This window comes from Crocosphaera sp. (assembly GCF_030064895.1).
GTDB lineage: Bacteria > Cyanobacteriota > Cyanobacteriia > Cyanobacteriales > Microcystaceae > Crocosphaera.
In genome coordinates, this window is sequence record NZ_JASJEB010000002.1 from 66,729 (window position 1) to 85,030 (window position 18,302).

Genomic DNA, 18,302 nt, shown 5'->3' on the forward strand with positions numbered 1-18,302 from the left:
CATGTTGGTGAACTACCCCAACTAATTGCAAGTAATAGATAAGATAGTAGGGTGGGTTAGACGGCAATAACTTAGAAACCCACATTCCGCACTTCAAAGTGTAGTGTAAACAATATCTAAAAAAAGATGCTGATTTTTTATCTATATTTTCTTATTTTATTAGAGAACTTTTGACTTTGAATACTTATTAGCATTAACAATAGTTTATTGAGAATAAAAGCTCACATAATATCAGTTGTTTATCATGATTTTTATGGAGTTTTAAAAACTGGATGTCAAAAGATATTCATCGGTTCTTATTTACCCAGATAATATAGCAATAGACAGGCTAGTTAGGACACATAAATTATATTTTAAGGGAACAGGGAACAGGGAACAGGGAACAGAAAAATGTCCTAATAGCTTTGGCGACTGCTATATATAATATTTTTGGACAGAAAGAGGGAAAAAGCTTAAAATTGTTTGTCTTTCTTCAGTTAAATTTACCACTTGTTTTTTTCCTGATTGAACTAAGAGATGAATTCCCTGAAAACATTGGAATATCCATCTTAAAGTTGGAGTTTTAGTCAGCTTGCCTAGTTGATTTTTGAGTCCAGTATTGGATTCCCTTAATTGACGGCGTAGTTCTCTTTGTCCTAAAGAATAAACCAGAAGACATAAGCCCATCAACATGGCCATTGTTTCGACTCTTTGAGGAGATTTAAGAAAAACACTATCGGCAAAAAATAGGGGGTCTTTGAGAAAGCCAAAACCTCTTTCGGCTGCTTGTTGATCTTTATATTTAATCAAAATATCGTCAGAACTTAATTGACTTTCTTCAAGTTCATTGGTAGCTAAAATAAATCTTCCTGCTCTTATTTTTAATTCATTAACTTTGTCTGTATTAGGTTCAAGAGTGGTTATAATTTGAAACAATTTCTTCCCTATTTCTTGGTTCTTTTTGTTGTCTTCAATTTCTTGAATTTGTATCTCGGCAAGTTGATGGTATTTTAAACTCTTAGAAAATCGATTAACCACCTCCATCGCCACTTCAGGCGAAGTGAATTTCTCTTTGACTAATGATTTGAGAGCCTTAGACGCTTTTTCTTTTTCTTTATCCATTCTTCCCAAGAGTTTTTTCAAATCAGACTGTTTTCTTTTATGACTTTGAACTAATAACCACCTTTGCTTAATTTCTCCATAAGTTATTACTTCTTGTTTCCACGAATATCCTTCTATTGAACTCTGGGTTAGTTCTTTTTCTAAAACATGGTTAACTAATTCTTTGGCTTTTGCCAGAGATAAAGGAACTCTAGATAGCCACTTAATTGATGACATTAATTTAAGGTTTTTAGCAGTGTATAAAGCACTATCAGCTACTATCATTGTCTCAAAATCGATCATTGATTTATATTCAACGGCTATTTCTCCAAAGACAACTTTATCTTGTTCATTGCCATCACCTACTCTTAAAAATAGGGGAATCCCACCATCTCCACTCACAATTAAATCAATAATAAATTGTTTCAAATCTGGTCTATGGTCACGAGAATAACCCTTTGTTATAGTAATTGGGGCTGGCTCTTCTGTTTTTTCTTCATCTTGGTTTGAAAGGGTTAAGTTATTATTTAAATACTTACCATGAACAGAAAATGAAGAGGAGTCTAGATGGGAAAAATTAGTTAAGAGTTGATATTTTTGAACAACAGCTAAAGCGATCATCATAAAAATTGATGACAACCTGCCGACCCAGCTTGAATTCAATTCAAGCTGGAAAGCGGCAGTGCATTCCGCACCTTTTTCATAAAGTTTGTCCATTACTCTGCCAATTTTATCATCGTTTAAATATTCAGCTTTTATCTCTTTTCCTAATAAATGTTCAGTGGTTTTATCTTCAAAAAACTTGGGAAATAGGTTGCATAGGTTGAGAAATCATCCCCAGTCCATTCAAAATCATCCCTTTGACCACTTGACCTGATGTTATCAGTTCCCTGGGATCTTCACCAACAACTTCATTAATAATTTTTTCAAGACCAATATCATCAATAATTCCCGCAACTAATCCCAAGTGGTTGATATTTTTTATCTCGATTTCTTGTGATAATAACATCAGAAAATAGTTTAACTCAACTGACTCTGATTATCCCTTTTTTTAGCCTAATTGTCCACAGTCACTCCTTACTGTTTAAAAAGAATTGAAAACGAGTTAACCCTCACACTTTAATCTTGTCAGCTTGAAATTATGTCTTGCAACCCCGAACGTCAGTTCATCTGTTTTCCCACTCATCCCTAGCGGGGTTCCAAGCCATAATTTTTTATGGGACAAAATATGTGCGGAATGTGGGGATTATTATAACAACAAATTTGTGCTAATATAGTAGCAACTTCTTTAGTGCAATTATAAGGTTGTGCAAGAAAAAGTCCTCGAACTCTTCCAAAATTAATAGAGGGAAAAAAATCTTCAAGATCAAGATTTAAAATGTATTGTTGTTTGAGATGTCTATTAGCATTAGTAACAATACTTTTTTGAAGGGCAAAACCATGTACTGATGGTTTTATTTTATATACGCTACTCAAAACTTGATTAAGTTTATGTTGAAGAATCTTTAAAGATGTTTTAGGGGTACTAATTAATCTGTGTCCACCTGACTTTTTGGGGATTGTGAAGGTAGTATATGCTTTATATTTAGGGTAAATATACAAATGATAGCGCAGTTGCTCATCACTAACCTGGAGTAATTTAGTAACATCCTGGCGTGTTTTTAATTGAGCGAAGTGTCTTTTTAATTCTTCTCGCGGTAAATCTAAAGAAGTGGACCTCATATCTATTAGCAAAAACAAAATAGCTAGATACTTTGCAGTGTATTCCAACTTATCACACATCATCGAACTTTTTAGAACTAAGTCGTGAGGGTGTATATGTTACCCCTTGAAACATAACCTCCGCAGTATCAACAGAGGGAATCAATAAGCTACAAGTATCTAGCTTTTTCAACTATAGATCATCAGTTCAGAAATTACAAATTTTTTCTTAGTGCGATCGCTAATATTGCAAGGTACATTAACCTCAGTATAATACACCTCATGTATAGAAATTTGTCACCCCAAAATCTTAAGCAAGCTTTGAAGATTTATAGAAATTCTTGCAGATACAATCTTAAAAAGCTTGAGAGAGTCCTGCTTATTTTAATAAACTTCATCATGTGTTCCAATATTCAGTAAAACAATCTCCTCCTCATTAGTTTGCTGATTTTTTTCCAGAGAAAAGATGATTCGACAATCATATCCACAAGAACAAGCGCGTAGTCCCTCATATTGACCCTTTAAGCGATGAGTCATCAAACTAGGGGCAAATACATCCTCCTGCATTTGTAATAAAGTTTTTTCGACTTGTTTCTGTAAAACAGGATTTCGTTGAACGAATTTCTTTAATGATTGCTTAAAGCGTGAAGTTAGAATTAATTGTTTCATTCATCCTTATTATCTTGTAAATAATGACGCAAATCAGCGATCGCTTGGGTAGCTGACATCCCTTGTAGCTTACCTGTTCGATATTCTGTTAAAGCTTCTTGACATTCTGCCATGATTTCCTGTCTTCGATCTTCAATCATCCGTTTTCTGACAATCTCAATCAACATTTCTTGTTCTTCTCTGGGAAGTTGACTTACTATATCTAGTACATTTTCAAACGTAATCATATTGACTTTTACACCATTAACATATTAATTATACTGATAAAATACTACGATTGTGTCAATTACGAAAAGAGAATCTTATTTTAAAGTATAAATTAGGAGCTTAAGATGAAAATTCGTTATGAACTAATTATCTATTGGAGTGAAGAAGATCAAGCATTTATTGTTGAAGTTCCAGAATTAGCTGGATGTATGGCCGATGGAGAAACCTATCAAGAAGCTGTACAAAATTCTGAAATCGTTATTCAAGAATGGATAGAAACTGCGCAAAAATTAGGCCCTCCAGTACCTAAACCCAAAGGAAGGTTATTATTTGCATAGTTCTCTAACTTAACAATTCTATTAGAATTTACCCAAACTGTTATTAACAATAATAAGATTAACTTGATTGTCTATAATGTAGAAAGGGAGGTAATTATCCAATGGCAAAACTAGACGAATATCGAAAAATAATTAAAACGATACTTTATCAATATGCTAGTTATAAAAATTCATACGGAGAAATTGAAAATCAAGTTATTTTTGATAGCGAACATGATCATTATCAATTAGTTCGTGTGGGATGGGAAAATAAAAAACGAATTTATAATTGTTCAATTCATTTTAGATATCAAAGATGAAAAAATTTGGATACAATGTAATTCTACTGATATTGATATTGCTGAAGAATTGGTCAATTTAGGGGTTGAGAAACAAGATATTGTCTTAGGTTTTCAACCCTTATATATGAGAAAATACACAGATTATGCAGTCAATTAGTACAACAAATTTGTCTTAATATAACCGAATCAGTGAATTTTTTAGTATAATTATAATTAATTGTTTCATTTTAAAGACTATGACAATTACGATTAATCTTTCTCCAGATTTAGAAACAAAATTACAAGACAAAGCTTTACAAGAAGGTAAAGAAATTCATCAAGTAATTACTGAATTACTGACAACCCTTATTGAATGGGAAATAGAAGACTCAAAAGAAGCAATTAAAGGAATTGAACGAGGATTAAGTGATTTTGAGCAAGGGAATTATCGCTCTTTTGATGAGTTTGCTAAAGAACAAGACGAGAAATACAATTTATCTTGATAGTTTATGAAATATCAAATTATTATTTCTAGTGTAGCTGAAGCAGAAACTGATCAAATCTTCTTGTCAATTTCTCAAAGACTTTCTCAAGAAAAAGCTAAAGAATGGTATAAAGGATTATTAACAGCGATTCAGTCTTTAGAAAAAATGCCTAAACGTTGTGCTTTAGTGAGAGAAAACAAGCATTTTAGTCAAGAAATTCGTCAGCTTCTTTATGGAAAAGGACGGAATACTTATCGAGTTATTTTTACTGTAATTGAAACTCAGGATAGTTATTTTGTCAGAATTCTTCACGTTAGACACGCTGTACAACAAAGTTTATATGAAGAATAATCATAACTGCTAACTTCTAACTTTTCACTGAATATAAACCTTTTCTGACCACCGTTGACGATAGATCTCATAAAGATTAATAGCAGCAGCAACAGAAGCATTTAAACTAGGAGTTCTTCCCCCCAAAGGAATAGAAACTAAATCATCACAACAGCGTTGCGTCAACAAACTTAAACCATCACTTTCTGAACCAATAACTAAACCAACAGCACCCCGAAAATTAAAGTCTTGTAACCGTTTTCCTCCCTCCGCAACCGTTCCATAAATCCAAAAACCCTCTGCTTTTAAGGTTTCCAAGGCACGACTCAAGTTAACTACCCTGGCCACAGGAAACAACTCTAACGCCCCGGCAGACACCTTAGACACCGCGGAGGTAACACCAGCAGCCCGTCTTTGTGGTATAATCATCCCTTGACACCCTAAAGCTTCTGCTGTGCGGATAATCGCCCCTAAATTGTGGGGATCGGCAATGCCATCAGCAATGACAATCACCGGTTCATCGCTATTAGCCTTAGCTTGAGCAATTAACTGATCCAAGTCATGATAAGTATAGGGTGCTACTTGAGCAGCCACCCCTTGATGGTTAGCCCCGTTAGTGATTTGAGAAAGCCGTTGTAAAGAGACTTCATCAATCACTGCACCTTTGGCTTTGGAAGCTTGGATGAGGTTGTGAAAGCGAGGATCATAATGTAGTTTATTGGTGATCCAAATACGGTTTAACTGGCGATCGCTTTCTAGGGCAGCCAAGACAGAATGACGGCCATAAATGAGATCGTCCTCATTTTTTTCAGGTTGTGGACTCACTCGGGGTTGGGGATTAGAAATAACAACGCGTTTGCTTTTCTTCTCCGAGAACTTACGTTTCCGTGAAGAGTGGCGATCACTTCGGAGGATGGGTTTATTAGACATAATCTGATTCAGGGAATAAGGATGTTGAGGAGTTCACTTAAGCGTTTAGTATCTTGTAAATAAAGATAACCAATTAATGTTTCTAAACTGGTGGCTTGTTGATAAATTTCTGGCTTAAGACGACGGGGACAACCACTAGCAGCATTGCGCCCTCTGCGGACAATATCTTGTTCAACCGTCGTCAATAATGGGGTTAATTTTTCCAGAGCCTTAGCTTGGCTTTCTGCCCTAACTTGAGCAACGACTTCGTTATGATAAGCCCCAACTTTCCGCGGAGGCAATAAATAACAAGTCCTTACATACAGTTCGTAAACAGCATCGCCAATGTAGGCTAAAAAGGCAGTGGACAATTGATCTATGCTCTCATAGTCTTTTTCCGCCATCACAACTTGAAAATAGACCCCAGGACGACTCTTACTCATTGCTTTGGATAACGAGGATTAGTGTGAGCCACGATAGGTTGATTATCCATTTTAACTATTTTTTCGGTTTCTTCAAGCTTTCGAGCGCAAGTTCTAAGCTTTCTTGTAGGGATAAGAATTTTTCGAGACGTACCAGTTTAACGGTTTGAGTCACTCTTGGGTTGGTGACTACTTGTAAACTTCCTCCAAGGGTTTGGGCTTGTTTGACTAACTGTACTAATGCCCCTAGTCCCGAACTATCGATAAAATCAATTTGAGAGAGGACAAGAATCACATCATAAGGGCCTTCATCGATATATTCCCCAACGACTTTGCGAAGTGCTGGTTCTGAAAAGGCATCTAATAAGCCAGTTAATCGGAAAATTTGGTATTTTTTACCTTTAACTTCACGAGTTCCCCTTAAACTCACGGTTAGGTTTAATTGCTCAGGAATGGCTTCCTCCTTAACATTAGTTGATACAATTTGCTCAAAACTACATTATAACCTGTTATGACCCCTTATTGCTCGGTTCAATTACAAAGTTATTCTTAATTTTTGATAGTTTAATTTTTAATGGGCAAGATCCAATAATCCTTTTGGGGGATTAATTTCTATTCTCTTGTGCTTTAAATCTACCACGGGAACAATTTCATATACAAAGGGAATGAAGACTTTTTTTTCTTTCTTTTGCTTAACTTCTGTTTCGGTATCAGGAATTAATTTTATTTCTAATAAATCGTGGCCTGCTGTAAAAATATCTACTACATTACCGATGATTTTTCCTGTTTTTTGATCATACACATCTAAATCAATGAGTTGTGAAACGTGATATTCTTCTTCGTCTAATTTTGGGGTAGTTTCATCAATAACTAAAAGTTTATAACCTCGTAAGTTTTCTGCTTGGTTTCTATTTTCTATACCTTGTAAGCGAACAACATAAATATTTTTTCCAGCAACGGGTTTACCACTTATTAATTCAATAGGTTGAGGAGAATCATTTTGAGGAGATTGTAACCATCTTTTTCCTGGTATTTTAAATCTTTCAGGAAAATCTGTACTCGATAAAACTTTTAATTCTCCTCCCAGTCCTCTTGGTGCAACAATTGTGCCGATTTCTAACCATTTATTTTGGTCGCTTTCCATTTTATTGTTGGTTTGAACACTTGATTCTTATCTTGATTATAATCTATTTTTGTAGTTGTTGTAAATCGGCAAAATAAAAATTGTTTATTTATTCTTCTCTAAATCCCCACTTTCATGAATTTTTTAGCGACATTTTTACAATATTAGACACAGTTATATCAGTTGGTAAAGGTTCTATTTTTGGGCTAAATTTATTGCTTTTACCCAATTGTATTGAGCCACTTCTTCTACTAAATTTACTAACAGTTGTGAATAAATCAACTGCAAATTTTTATCCATGGCATAAGCAATATTCAAGGACGTTTCTTTCTGAGCATTGTCTACTTTTTTAATCAGATAATAAATAAGAGAAAGAAAACTAATAGATATCACCATACTTAATACTAAAGTCAACCATCGCTGGCATAAAACTTTTAGATACTCATGGGGAACTAATAGAGTTTTCTTCATGTCATTAATGTTTAGTTTCAATCTAATTTTTTTGCATATAACCTAACCGATATATAATAAAATGTCAATCAGAAATGTCATAAATTCATGACATTTCTGATAAGCTAATAATTGCCCAGAAAGAGGAAAAATATAAGAGATGACCGATTTATTGTAGTCATCAAAATAATGTATATTACTGTCAATTTAATCACTGATAATCTATAACTAATCAGTGTTAGCTTTTCATGCTAAAGATTGATATTTGGGTCGTCCTAAAGTGGTAATATAAATAACTGCTTCATCTTCAGGAATACCTAAAACTTCATTGACTTGATCATCAAAAAATCCACCAATTCCACTCACCCCTAAATTAAGATGTATGGCAGCTAAATTTAATCTTTGCCCTAAATGTCCTGCATCTAAATGTAAATAACGATAGACGCGATCGCCATATTTTTTCACTGCTTTTTCTAAGTCTGCGGTATGAAAAATAATTGCTCCAGCATCCCTTCCTAAATCTTGTCCTAAACAAAGATAATGTAACTCACGGCGAAAGTTTTTGAAGCGAATTTGTCTTAATTCCTGTGCTTTGGGAGCATAATAATAACAACCTGCTTCTAACCCCTCTACTCCAGAAACTGCAACAAAAGTTTCAATCAAACTTAGATCAAAATAGTCAGGATTTTTATCAAATCCTTGAGTAACATAATCTTGAGGTTGATAGGTAAAATGTAATAAAGATTTTAACTCATCTAGGGTTAATTCTTCCCCTGTATAAGCCCTTGTAGAACGTCGTTTTAAAATAGTTCTTTCCAGGGCATCTAGATTATTTTCCCAGTCAATAGCTGTGCTTTCTGTAGAAACTTTTAAACAAAAAGGGAAATTATATTTATCTTCTAAATTATCAGTTTTATCTTGTATCTTTTTAACTTCATTTCCTTCTAATTCCTTAATTTCTGTGGACTGATGAAAATAATATAATAAATCTCCATCGGAAACCTCTGGGTAATCTGTTTTAATGTTTGAAGGTAAAGCCGTGGGTTTTAATATATCGACATTTTCACTATTTTCTGATAGTAAATCTGTTAAAGGAATCACTGTAATTACCCCTTCTTCTTCGGGATTAAAATAGAATAGTTCATTGACAAGATGATCGACAAAACCACCGATTAAATGGGGGCGATAATCGGTCATTGTACAAGCTAATTCAATGTTACCTAATAAATGACCTGTATCTAAACAAATACGCCGATAAGCCCGATCTTCATACCGCCAAGAAGACCTATAAAAGATAGCTGTTGTGACAATAGCTAATTCTGTATTTTCTAACGCTTCATGGGAGACGCAACCTTGTTGTAAATTCTCCCAAACATCACTATCCCAAAAATGTAACAAACTGTGACTTTGAGGTTGATAATTATAGAGTCCAGCCGGTAACAAGGGGGTTCCCCGAGAAATTAGATAAACTTCTGCCGGATAGAGTCCACCGGCGGAGGGGGCAGCCCTTAAATATACAGGTGTACCCATAGTGGGAATTTTAGCCGTCAACCCATAACTACAACCAAACAGGCGTGATAGTCGTCGCCATTGTAAAGCGTCGGGACTATTGGGCAAATCTGCTGATAAATAAGGAGTCAGATCGTAAGATTTGCCAATTTTATAGGTTTTAAAAGGAATGGGTTGTTGTGACCAATCTAATCCCTTGTTTTTACTCGCAATGGTTTGGGGATCGTATTTTGTGCGTTGATGGTAGTGAGTGGCGATGGAGTTTGACAAATCTGGCATAAATGTTAGTTTCGTCTTGATGCGTGTGTTTTAATTTTAACTTCTTCTATGGTACGGTGATTCAGGCACTATGGTTTTTTTGGCCCTTTTGCCCTTAAATATTATTCAATAGGTAGATTTAGGAGAACATAATGGAGTTATTAGCTGCCCTTAATTTAGAACCGATTTTCCAATTAAGTTTTGTTGGCTTGATTGTTATTGCTGGCCCTATCGTCATCGCTTTGTTGGCGTTTCGGGGTGGTGATCTCTAAAAAATCACATTGAAGTTCAATTTTTCTTCTTTGATTCATACCTTCCTACTCTTAGGGAGGTATTTTTACTTCTTTAGTTGTTACTCCGAGGAATCTCGTTTTAGCAGTTACCAGTTAGCAGTTACCAGTATCATTGGTGAGGTACTCCGAATCTACTTAACCTCAAAGAGTGTAATTTGTAGTGAGATAAATTCACATCAATTAAGAGATTTTATACTTATGATTCTCATTACTCTAACAATTTTTCCCTAACTTAGTTGAATTATATCAAAACTGGATAATTTAGTCTCAAATATTAGAAAAAAACCCTCTCAAAAGAGGGACAATATCAAACACCGATAACTGGTAACTGGTAACTGGTAAATGATGACTGATAACTGGTAACTGTTCACTGTTCACTGTTAACTGTTAACTGTTCACTGATTAAACTAATAACTAATTAAAGGAATCCATTCATAACCATCAACAATACCTTGAAAATAATCATTAATTGCTTCCCTAGAATAAGGTGCAACCCCTGTCTCTTCTTCAAACCATTTTTCATACATTTCTACTTGTTCAGGTTGATCACTAATAATACCTTGCATAAACTTAACTAGACTATAATTTACCATACCTCGCCAAGCTGATTCATCTTGAGGAATCATACAAGCATAAGCTTCATACATATAAGGAAACTCCGGAACCACTTCAAAACGATCGCCATTATTAGTTTCTAATCTTAATCCTTCTAAAACAATCCCATCTCCAGCAATAGCTTCTATTTCTCCTTTTTTCAGTTTTTCTAACCCTTCTAGTCTATCTTTAATAGGAATAATAATTGCAGCAGGTTGTTGCATTTTAATCGCGTTTTCATTAGTTGTATTAGGAACAACTCCAATTCTCCGACCTGCTAAAGAATCAATTGTCTCTAAATTACTTCCTTTTTTCCTCAAAATTTTTGTGCCACTGGCAAAATAACTAACAGAAAAATCAACAATTGCATCTCTTTGCCAAGTAAAAGTAGAAGAAGCACATTCTATATCAATTTCTTTATTTTTAACTTTATAAAAACGATTTTGTGGCGTAACTTCTACTAATTTTAGTCGAATAGGTTGACCTAATCTTTTTTCTACATCTTGACGAATAATTTCTAGAATATCAATAGAGTAACCTACCCATTCTCCCTTTTCATTGATGTAAGCAAAAGGAGTAGCATCTTTACGAGTTCCTGCGGTGATAACCCCTGTTTGTTTTATTTTTTCGAGAATTTCACCAGCCCAACTTGCACCTTGAGAAGTTGCAGTTAATAATAAAGTTAAAGCAAATAAAACAAATTTTTTCTTCATCACTTTTTTCCTCAAACAATTTTAAGGCCATAGACTGCACAGAAGTCAATTAAGTTTCAACTAAAAATTGACCAAAAATAATTCTATGAGTTGTTGAAAAAAGTGCTAGGGTGTTTCAATAATGAACAATGGATAATTACCTCTCCTGTTAAGGTAAAAGTATCTGACTAAGTTAAAGCTTGAGATAATTTAGATAACTGTTGATGATTTAAAACATTACGTAAAGTTTTGGCAATATGAGCGGTATCTAAACTAACTAGAACATAAGGTAATGTAGCCTCGGCTAATTGTTCTAAAGCCTCACCAGTTTCAACTTTATTTTCTTTTTTTAGTTCAATATAATCGCTATTTTCTTTTAATTCTTTAATAATAACAGGAGCAAGGGTCGCATAAGAATGTTGAGGGTTGCCAATGGCGGATGAGGCAGTTTGCGTTAAATCTTGCCAACTTTCAATATCAGGAAAAAGCTTACCCAATTGAGTACATATCTTTTGTAAACTTTGACGACTTTTTGTATTTGCTTTTTTCTGAAATAAGGATAACATTTGAGTTAACAATTCTCTGACCTGAGCAAAAACATCTTCATTACTAGAACTAAAACTCTGATCGTTATCCAGAATTTGAGTTAAATAGGCTTGAAGTTCTTTAAAAAAAGGTTCTGCTTCTTCAACAATTTTATTCGCTTCGTCTGCATTGAGTCCAAAAGTTCCTTGGAGTTTTTCAATTAAATTCTGCAAAACATCGTATCCTTTTAAGAATAAAGATTCTAACTTTTGATCCGTAGAAATCTTGTTTTCTCTGAGAATTTTAAAAGAATCTTCTAATCGGTGAGCAATTTTCTGAATACTACTATAACCTAACATGGCCGCCCCCCCTTTAATAGAATGGGCTGCCCGAAACATCTCATTGAGTCGTTCTTGATCTTCCACCACAGCAGATAATTCTAAAAGTCCCGTTTCAAGGGTTTCTAGATGTTCCTTGGCTTCTTCAATAAAATAACCCAATATTTTTTGCTGATCCACAATCGTTCCCCCTATGAACCTTGAGCGTACAATTTTATATTTCCCTGAAATTAGCAAAACATAACACCAGACTTTAATGGGATCATCAGTATCATCAAAAACTGTTAAGATTTGCTGATAACTATACTCAGATTTTTTTATCTTTTAAGCCCAATTTCCTAAAACAGCACTTATCCTAAAAGGTAGAGTCAGTTTGGACGGGGATTTTTTCTAATTGTCCCATTCGGTCTAAATTGTTGTCCTTGTCGTTGAGTTGCGTGGTAATGAAAGAGATAGAACGGTATTATAGAGTACTGGGATTAGAAGTTGGTGCCTCCCTTGAGGAAATTAATGAAGCTTACCGAGATTTGGCTTTTATTTGGCATCCCGATCGCCTACCGAAAAACAATGATAGATTGTTGGCCAAAGCAATGGCTAAGTTACAAGAGATTAATCACGCCCGAGAACAACTGAAAACCCATCAAATAGTGTCTCATCCCTCCAAAACTGTCTCTGTACCGCGCCAAAAACCCTCGACTTATCCCCACAGTGGTTATTCTCGAAATCAAGCCCAACGCCCTTATTATCGCGATTGGAGTGGGGCTGATTTGAAAGGTGCTAATTTAAAGGAAAAGGATCTTTCTGGACGTAAGTTAATTAAAGCTGATTTGAGTTACGCTGATCTCAGTGACACCTTCTTACATAAAATTAATTTAGAAGAAGCGAATTTGTTTCGCGCAAATCTCTTTCGGGCCAATTTATTGCGAGCTAATTTGCGATCTGCTAATCTACAACAAGTTAATTTAGTAGGTGCTGATTTAAGTGGTGCTGATCTCAGTGAGGCTGATCTAACTGGAGCAAAAGTTGGATCGGGTAATCGTATTATGGTGAAATTAACCGGAACTATTCTTAAAGGGGCCACTTTACCTGATGGCAGTGTTCATGACTGAAATTTAGAATATAGAATTTTTAGCATTCTCTATTCTGATTATGATCTTTATCATCAGACACAATAATAATTTTTTTAAGGAATGATTGATTAATTCATTGATTTTTTGTAGTGTTTAATTTCAATGAATCAAAGTGTTGTGAAAATCTCCTGAAACACAATAAGAAACGTAAGAGATAGAAAACAGTTTATATTGATGGCTTTTGCCCTAAAAATGGGTACATTGGGATTAAATCTTGGAAGAGTTTAATAATAATGTCTGACAACCAAACAAAAATTGCTATCATCACAGCCATTGTTGCTGGTATTGCTACCATTCTAGCAGCGATCGCTCCGCAAATTATTGACCAACTATTCTTTGAAGAAAAGGAAATTAACATTACTATTCCTGTACCTGAGTCACCTGGGTTACCTCCATTACCTCCTAAACCGTCTCAAAAATAATAATTCCTATTGATAGTTTAATAATTTAAGCCAGGAATAGATAACTGTTTTAGTTGACTTTTTTGTTTTTTTATGCTTTGAATACTGTTATTTTTATCGACTTTTTTCGTTAGCATTTTAATAAGACATTTTCCTAGATGATAGGCCATATTAACAGGAACTGCATTACCAATTTGTCGATATTGGGAAGTTAATGATCCCGTAAACTCCCAGTTATCAGGAAAGGTTTGAATTCTCGCATATTCTCTAATATTGAGGGGTCTAAGTTCTTCTGGGTGACATCTTTCTGTTTGGGTTTGTGCTGGACTACAAGTAATAGTTAAACAGGGTTCATCCCAGGATAAACGTTTCGCAAAACCTGTTCTTCCTCCTCCTTTATAAAAGCTATTTTTCATGTAATCTTTTTGCACTTCTAGGGGTAAGTTTCTCCAGTTTCCTCCTGGGGGAACTAATGACATTATAGTTTTTTTTCGCTCATTATATTTAACTCCTGGAGAGGTTGGACAATTTTTTAATGTTTCTTTTAAAGAGATTGTATAGTTATTTTTTATGGGAAAAATAGGTGTAATATTTAGGTCTTGACGACAAGCAATAATAATTAAGCGATCACGTTTTTGGGGAACGTCTAAAAATTGTGCGCTAATAACTTCATAATAAGGATTATAACCCAATTCTTTGAAGGTATTTAAGATGATTTCTAGGGTTTGACCTTTTTTATGGGATAACAGTCCCCTGACATTTTCTGCGATCGCTATTTTAGGTTCAACTTCTGCTAAACAACGAGCGAATTGAAAAAATAAGGTTCCTCTTGTATCTTCAACACCCTTTCCTTTTCCTGCATAACTAAATGCTTGACAGGGAAAACCACCGGAGACAATATCTATTTTTCCATGATATTGTTTAAAGTCTATATTACTTACATCTTCTTGTGAAATATTCCAATTTTGTCTATTTTTTTCTAATGTATTAACACAATCTTTTGATTTTTCTACTAATAATTGATGATGCAGTCCAGCATTTTCTAAACCTAGTGCCATTCCCCCACAACCGGCAAATAATTCTATGGTTTTAAATTCAGTTTTTTCTGGAGATTTTAAGATTTTAAATTCTCTTCCTGAATTATTACCATTTAGATTATTTTGAACTGATTTTAGTAAATCTAAATCAAATAAACGAATATTATTATTGTTTTCACCTTGTATTAATTTTTTCTTTTCCCAAGTTCTTAGAATATTAGGAGCAATTCCTAATATTTCTGAAGCTTGTTCTAGTGTTACTTTTTTCATAATTTTATTTTTACACTCTTATAATCTAACACTATTATATATAGTATTTTTCCTATTGTGACCTAAATTTTCAGATATAAACCTAGTATAAATATTAGATAAATATAAGTTTTCACTTTTTGAAAATTCAAAAATATTTTTAAATCTTTTCTTTTTAGTATTCATTGCTTTTCTAAACTTATCTTTTTCTTGGGATACACCATCCATGACTTCTTGAATAAATTTAGCTAATATTTTATCAATTTTTATATCAACATTAGATATGGATGTAAATTGACTATTAATATCAAAATAGTCTTCTAAATAATTATCGAGTGTTCGAGAGATTTTGTAATCTTCTGTTAAGGTTTCGGGTATATTCTGAGGAAGATTGATACTATCTTTTTGTTTTAGTATCTGTTTAACTAATTCTTCTTTGTTCCCATGATAATCATATAATTTGTTCATATAATTTTTACTCAATACATAATAATTAAGAAACTCGATCATTCAGGTTATTGTTCAAAATATAGCAATCATTTTTTAGTTGTTATAAAGTAATTTTAAGCATGAAAAATTGCTGAAAAATAACGGTAAATGAAAGGAATAAAAATAAGTTTGGATTTGTAGTTTTTTAGATTATGCAATAAAATAGAAACATTAGAACAAGACTTTATTTTTTGGGAAACTGCAAGTGATGAAGATTGGAAGAAAATGGAAAATTTGATGCTTTTATCTTCTAAATTTGAGAAATTGTGTTGAGAAAAGTATCAACATCTTTTTCTAAAAGAGGTAAAATATTTATCGATTTATCTAGGTTGTTTTTTAACTGTTCATATTCAATAGGAGTTCCATAAGCATGACGAAAAAAGTGTCTAAAACCTCTTAAACCATTTAACATTAAAAATGTTTCTTGAGAGATTAATGCTGGACGAATATTAGGAATATTTTGAGTCATTCTGGTTAATAAAGCAATATTAAACTTGGCTGTTTCTGTAATATTATTTTCAAAATAAGTAGCAACAATTTTCAGTAAATCTTCTACTGCACTGTATAGGTTGTGAATATGATAAGCAACACTTTCTAAACGAATCATATCATCAGCAGTTAATCCGATACTTCTATCATTTAACGTTTGATGAATTTTTTTGATCAGTTCCATCTGTGCATTAATATCAGTTTTGAAAATAATTAAGGTGTTTTCATCCATAAGATACCTTTTTGACGAATACGATCAGCAAAATGACAGTGATTGAGTTTAATTATATCAACTTCTCTCTCTAAATAAGTGGATAAAAAACTAATGGCTAAAAAATGTTTGTCAGGGTTTATTTCCTCAACCGCTACATCAACATCTGAGTTTTGATGAAATTTGTTAGGATAGGTAACAGAACCGAAAATATAGGCTTTTTTGATTCCATACTCTGAACCATTTTTATCTAACCATTCTTTTGTTTTATTCAGGATAAGTTGTCGTTCTTTTTCTAATTTTAAACTGCGATCGCTAATAATTTTATCTAGTTTCTCAGATGAAAAAAAATTGCTCATTATCAATGGTTGAAAATCAAAAAATCCTCAAAAAAATAAAAAAATGGAAGCAGTTGCAACCACTTCCATTTGTCTCTCTATTGCGTATTTTTTTAACCTTGAGAGGTTAAAACAGCTTTAGAAGCTTTAACCTTAGATTGTTCTTGAATCGCTCCATAAAGACGATTTAACGCGCTAATATAAGCACGGGCAGAAGCAGTTATAATGTCAGTATTAGCTGCATAACCTGAATAAATGCGTCCTTGATGACGTAACCTGATGGTAACCTCTCCCATTGCATCGATACCAGCAGTAACCGACTTAACCGAAAACTCGATCAACTCATTAGGAACATTGACAACGCGGTTGATGGCTTTATAAACAGCATCCACTGGACCAGTACCGATGGCAGCATCGGTTAACTCTTCCCCATCAGGAGTTCTTAGGGTAACAGTAGCGGTGGGGGCAGCGTGATCACCAGAGGATACTTGTACTAATTCGAGACGGAACAATTCTGGTGCTTGTTGAATCTCATCGTTAACAATGGCCTCAAGATCCCAGTCTGTGATCTCTTTTTTCTTATCGGCCACCTCTTTAAACCGTAAAAAAGCGTTATTTAACTCATTATCCGACAACTCAAACCCTAACTCACTCAAACGGGTGCGAAAAGCATTGCGTCCCGAAAGTTTACCCAGTACAATCTGATTATTAGTCAACCCGATGGACTCTGCATCCATAATCTCGTAGGTTAACTTATTTTTAAGAACCCCGTCTTGATGGATACCGGACTCATGAGCAAAAGCATTGGCTCCCACAATAGCTTTATTTGGCTGTACAATCATTCCAGTCAGGTTAGATACCAGACGAGAGGTTTTGTAAATTTCTTGGGTGTTAATCTGGGTTAAAGGTGCAGTGGAATCAACCGCACGACCTAAGAATGGGTTAAAATATTGACGACGCACATGAAGAGCCATAACCAACTCTTCCAGGGCTGCATTGCCGGCACGTTCCCCTATACCGTTAATGGTACATTCTAGCTGTCTAGCTCCATTTTTGACCGCTTCTAGGAAGTTGGCCACAGCTAAACCGAGATCATCATGACCATGCACTGAGATGATCGCTTGGTCAATGTTGGGGACATTATCTTTGATCCCTTTGATGATTGCGCCGAACTCGCTAGGAGTGGTATAACCTACGGTGTCGGGAATATTAAGTGTGGTTGCACCGGCTGCGATAGCTGTTTCTAGTACCTGATACATGAACTCAGGATCACTACGGCCTGCATCTTCTGGAGAGAATTCTATATCATCGGTGAAGGTTTTGGCATAAGCGACCATTTCCGGCACAATATCTAAGACTTCAGACCGTGTTTTTTTCAGTTTATGCTGGAGATGAATGTCAGAAGTAGCGATAAATGTATGAATACGGGACTTAAAGGCCGGTTTTAGAGCTTCTCCTGCTGCTTTAATATCTTTTTTAGATGCTCTTGCTAACCCACATATTCTCGGACCGTTTTCTGTGCCTACAGTTTCAGCAATTTTCTGTACTGCTTGAAAATCACCTGGACTTGCATAGGGGAAACCTGCTTCTATTATATCGACCCCAAGTCGTGCTAAAGCGCGAGCAATGGTAAGTTTTTCTTCAACCGTTAAACTTGCACCTGGGGACTGTTCTCCGTCTCTGAGGGTGGTATCAAATATGATAATGCGATCGGGTTGACTGCTCATAAGGACGACTTAAGGGGATTTCATCAAGGACAAAATTTTTACTTCTCT

22 protein-coding genes and 2 pseudogenes are annotated in these 18,302 nt (G+C 34.5%); 7 read left to right on the forward strand and 17 right to left on the reverse strand.

Going from position 1 to position 18,302, the window contains the following annotated elements:
* Positions 1-414: 414 nt before the first annotated feature.
* From QNJ66_RS00895 to QNJ66_RS00910, 4 genes and pseudogenes are all read right to left on the reverse strand, one after another.
* Positions 415-2,089, reverse strand: a pseudogene (locus QNJ66_RS00895) (IS1634 family transposase).
* A gap of 179 nt (positions 2,090-2,268) precedes the next feature.
* On the reverse strand, positions 2,269-2,865 hold the full coding sequence (locus QNJ66_RS00900) for a reverse transcriptase domain-containing protein (protein ID WP_300502097.1): 597 nt from the start codon (positions 2,863-2,865) through the stop codon (positions 2,269-2,271).
* Positions 2,866-3,165: 300 nt separating this feature from the next.
* A complete protein-coding gene (locus tag QNJ66_RS00905) occupies positions 3,166-3,450 on the reverse strand; it encodes a type II toxin-antitoxin system mRNA interferase toxin, RelE/StbE family (RefSeq protein ID WP_300502099.1) in 285 nt (94 codons plus the stop codon).
* Positions 3,447-3,677, reverse strand: coding sequence for a hypothetical protein (locus QNJ66_RS00910; RefSeq protein WP_300502102.1), 231 nt, complete (start codon positions 3,675-3,677; stop codon positions 3,447-3,449). Before QNJ66_RS00910 ends, QNJ66_RS00905 begins: the two co-directional genes overlap by 4 nt.
* A gap of 105 nt (positions 3,678-3,782) precedes the next feature.
* Between QNJ66_RS00910 and QNJ66_RS00915 the strand changes: the two genes are divergently transcribed.
* The 4 genes and pseudogenes from QNJ66_RS00915 to QNJ66_RS00930 all read left to right on the forward strand — a co-directional run bounded on the left by QNJ66_RS00915 (position 3,783) and on the right by QNJ66_RS00930 (position 5,091).
* Complete coding sequence (locus QNJ66_RS00915) at positions 3,783-3,995, forward strand: type II toxin-antitoxin system HicB family antitoxin (protein WP_300502105.1); 213 nt, start codon at positions 3,783-3,785, stop codon at positions 3,993-3,995.
* Between the two features lie 101 nt (positions 3,996-4,096).
* Positions 4,097-4,433, forward strand: a pseudogene (locus QNJ66_RS00920) (XisI protein).
* 79 nt (positions 4,434-4,512) lie between these two features.
* The gene (locus tag QNJ66_RS00925) at positions 4,513-4,758 is read left to right on the forward strand and encodes a hypothetical protein (RefSeq protein WP_300502108.1); all 246 of its coding nucleotides are present in this window, start codon (positions 4,513-4,515) and stop codon (positions 4,756-4,758) included.
* A gap of 6 nt (positions 4,759-4,764) precedes the next feature.
* Complete coding sequence (locus QNJ66_RS00930) at positions 4,765-5,091, forward strand: type II toxin-antitoxin system RelE/ParE family toxin (protein WP_300502111.1); 327 nt, start codon at positions 4,765-4,767, stop codon at positions 5,089-5,091.
* A 24-nt stretch (positions 5,092-5,115) separates the two neighbouring features.
* On the opposite strand, the gene rlmB is transcribed toward QNJ66_RS00930, so the two are convergent.
* The 6 genes from rlmB to QNJ66_RS00960 form a co-directional block, all read right to left on the reverse strand.
* On the reverse strand, positions 5,116-6,000 hold the full coding sequence (rlmB, locus tag QNJ66_RS00935) for a 23S rRNA (guanosine(2251)-2'-O)-methyltransferase RlmB (protein ID WP_300502113.1): 885 nt from the start codon (positions 5,998-6,000) through the stop codon (positions 5,116-5,118).
* Positions 6,001-6,008: 8 nt separating this feature from the next.
* Positions 6,009-6,422 carry a ribonuclease III domain-containing protein gene (locus tag QNJ66_RS00940; protein ID WP_300502116.1) on the reverse strand — a complete coding sequence of 138 codons (414 nt, stop codon included), beginning with the start codon at positions 6,420-6,422 and terminating at the stop codon, positions 6,009-6,011.
* A gap of 55 nt (positions 6,423-6,477) precedes the next feature.
* The gene (locus QNJ66_RS00945) at positions 6,478-6,831 is read right to left on the reverse strand and encodes an STAS domain-containing protein (RefSeq protein WP_300502119.1); all 354 of its coding nucleotides are present in this window, start codon (positions 6,829-6,831) and stop codon (positions 6,478-6,480) included.
* Between the two features lie 141 nt (positions 6,832-6,972).
* Entirely contained in the window at positions 6,973-7,545 is a 573-nt protein-coding gene (gene rimM, locus QNJ66_RS00950; RefSeq protein ID WP_300502122.1) for a ribosome maturation factor RimM, read from the reverse strand.
* Positions 7,546-7,719: 174 nt separating this feature from the next.
* The gene (locus QNJ66_RS00955; protein ID WP_300502125.1) at positions 7,720-7,995 is read right to left on the reverse strand and encodes a hypothetical protein; all 276 of its coding nucleotides are present in this window, start codon (positions 7,993-7,995) and stop codon (positions 7,720-7,722) included.
* A 225-nt stretch (positions 7,996-8,220) separates the two neighbouring features.
* A complete protein-coding gene (locus QNJ66_RS00960; RefSeq protein ID WP_300502127.1) occupies positions 8,221-9,762 on the reverse strand; it encodes a SagB/ThcOx family dehydrogenase in 1,542 nt (513 codons plus the stop codon).
* Between the two features lie 131 nt (positions 9,763-9,893).
* On the opposite strand from QNJ66_RS00960, the gene QNJ66_RS00965 reads away from it, so the two are divergent.
* Positions 9,894-10,013: a photosystem II reaction center protein Ycf12 gene (locus QNJ66_RS00965; RefSeq protein WP_300502129.1), complete on the forward strand. Its 120-nt coding sequence runs from the start codon at positions 9,894-9,896 to the stop codon at positions 10,011-10,013.
* Positions 10,014-10,441: 428 nt separating this feature from the next.
* On the opposite strand, the gene QNJ66_RS00970 is transcribed toward QNJ66_RS00965, so the two are convergent.
* Both QNJ66_RS00970 and QNJ66_RS00975 read right to left on the reverse strand, forming a co-directional pair.
* Positions 10,442-11,341, reverse strand: coding sequence for an amino acid ABC transporter substrate-binding protein (locus QNJ66_RS00970; RefSeq protein WP_300502132.1), 900 nt, complete (start codon positions 11,339-11,341; stop codon positions 10,442-10,444).
* Between the two features lie 167 nt (positions 11,342-11,508).
* A complete protein-coding gene (locus QNJ66_RS00975) occupies positions 11,509-12,363 on the reverse strand; it encodes an Hpt domain-containing protein (RefSeq protein WP_300502135.1) in 855 nt (284 codons plus the stop codon).
* A gap of 263 nt (positions 12,364-12,626) precedes the next feature.
* On the opposite strand from QNJ66_RS00975, the gene QNJ66_RS00980 reads away from it, so the two are divergent.
* Together QNJ66_RS00980 and QNJ66_RS00985 are read left to right on the forward strand one after the other, a co-directional pair.
* Positions 12,627-13,292, forward strand: coding sequence for a pentapeptide repeat-containing protein (locus QNJ66_RS00980; RefSeq protein ID WP_300502138.1), 666 nt, complete (start codon positions 12,627-12,629; stop codon positions 13,290-13,292).
* Between the two features lie 254 nt (positions 13,293-13,546).
* A complete protein-coding gene (locus QNJ66_RS00985; protein ID WP_300502140.1) occupies positions 13,547-13,735 on the forward strand; it encodes a hypothetical protein in 189 nt (62 codons plus the stop codon).
* A gap of 17 nt (positions 13,736-13,752) precedes the next feature.
* Here QNJ66_RS00985 and dcm read toward each other — a convergent pair whose 3' ends face one another.
* From dcm to QNJ66_RS01010, 5 genes are all read right to left on the reverse strand, one after another.
* Positions 13,753-15,021: a DNA (cytosine-5-)-methyltransferase gene (dcm, locus tag QNJ66_RS00990; RefSeq protein ID WP_300502143.1), complete on the reverse strand. Its 1,269-nt coding sequence runs from the start codon at positions 15,019-15,021 to the stop codon at positions 13,753-13,755.
* An 18-nt stretch (positions 15,022-15,039) separates the two neighbouring features.
* Positions 15,040-15,468, reverse strand: a complete 429-nt coding sequence (locus tag QNJ66_RS00995; RefSeq protein WP_300502146.1) for a hypothetical protein — start codon at positions 15,466-15,468, stop codon at positions 15,040-15,042.
* A gap of 271 nt (positions 15,469-15,739) precedes the next feature.
* Positions 15,740-16,210, reverse strand: coding sequence for a hypothetical protein (locus tag QNJ66_RS01000; RefSeq protein WP_300502148.1), 471 nt, complete (start codon positions 16,208-16,210; stop codon positions 15,740-15,742).
* The gene (locus QNJ66_RS01005; RefSeq protein WP_300502150.1) at positions 16,192-16,548 is read right to left on the reverse strand and encodes a nucleotidyltransferase domain-containing protein; all 357 of its coding nucleotides are present in this window, start codon (positions 16,546-16,548) and stop codon (positions 16,192-16,194) included. Before QNJ66_RS01005 ends, QNJ66_RS01000 begins: the two co-directional genes overlap by 19 nt.
* A gap of 92 nt (positions 16,549-16,640) precedes the next feature.
* A complete protein-coding gene (locus QNJ66_RS01010; RefSeq protein ID WP_300502152.1) occupies positions 16,641-18,254 on the reverse strand; it encodes a 2-isopropylmalate synthase in 1,614 nt (537 codons plus the stop codon).
* Between the last annotated feature and the right edge of the window lie 48 nt (positions 18,255-18,302).